Source organism: Achromobacter sp. SIMBA_011, assembly GCF_046535435.1.
Taxonomy (GTDB): domain Bacteria; phylum Pseudomonadota; class Gammaproteobacteria; order Burkholderiales; family Burkholderiaceae_B; genus Achromobacter; species Achromobacter dolens.
In genome coordinates, this window is sequence record NZ_JAWRWN010001189.1 from 1 (window position 1) to 237 (window position 237).

The window sequence follows — 237 nt, forward strand, 5'->3', positions numbered from 1 at the left end:
GGCAAGGTCTTCGCGACCGCTGCCGGCATCATCGCCGCCGACTTCACGTTGATCGGCGCATAGCCCGTGTCCTGCGCGAATTTCGCCTGCGCCTGCGGGCTCGTCGCTACAGCGAGAAACTTCATCGCTTCGGCCTTGTGCTTCGCGCCCTTGGGAATCACGAGCATGTCGGCGGCCGTCAGGTTCTGATTCCACGACACGCCCACCGGCACGCCCGTCTGTTCGAGCGCATGCAAG

Annotated in this window: 1 protein-coding gene; it reads right to left on the bottom strand. The window is 64.6% G+C overall.

Annotated elements, in window-relative coordinates; all coding sequences use genetic code 11:
- On the bottom strand, positions 1-237 hold a 237-nt coding region (locus tag SB816_RS34805; protein WP_410548601.1), incomplete at both ends, for an extracellular solute-binding protein.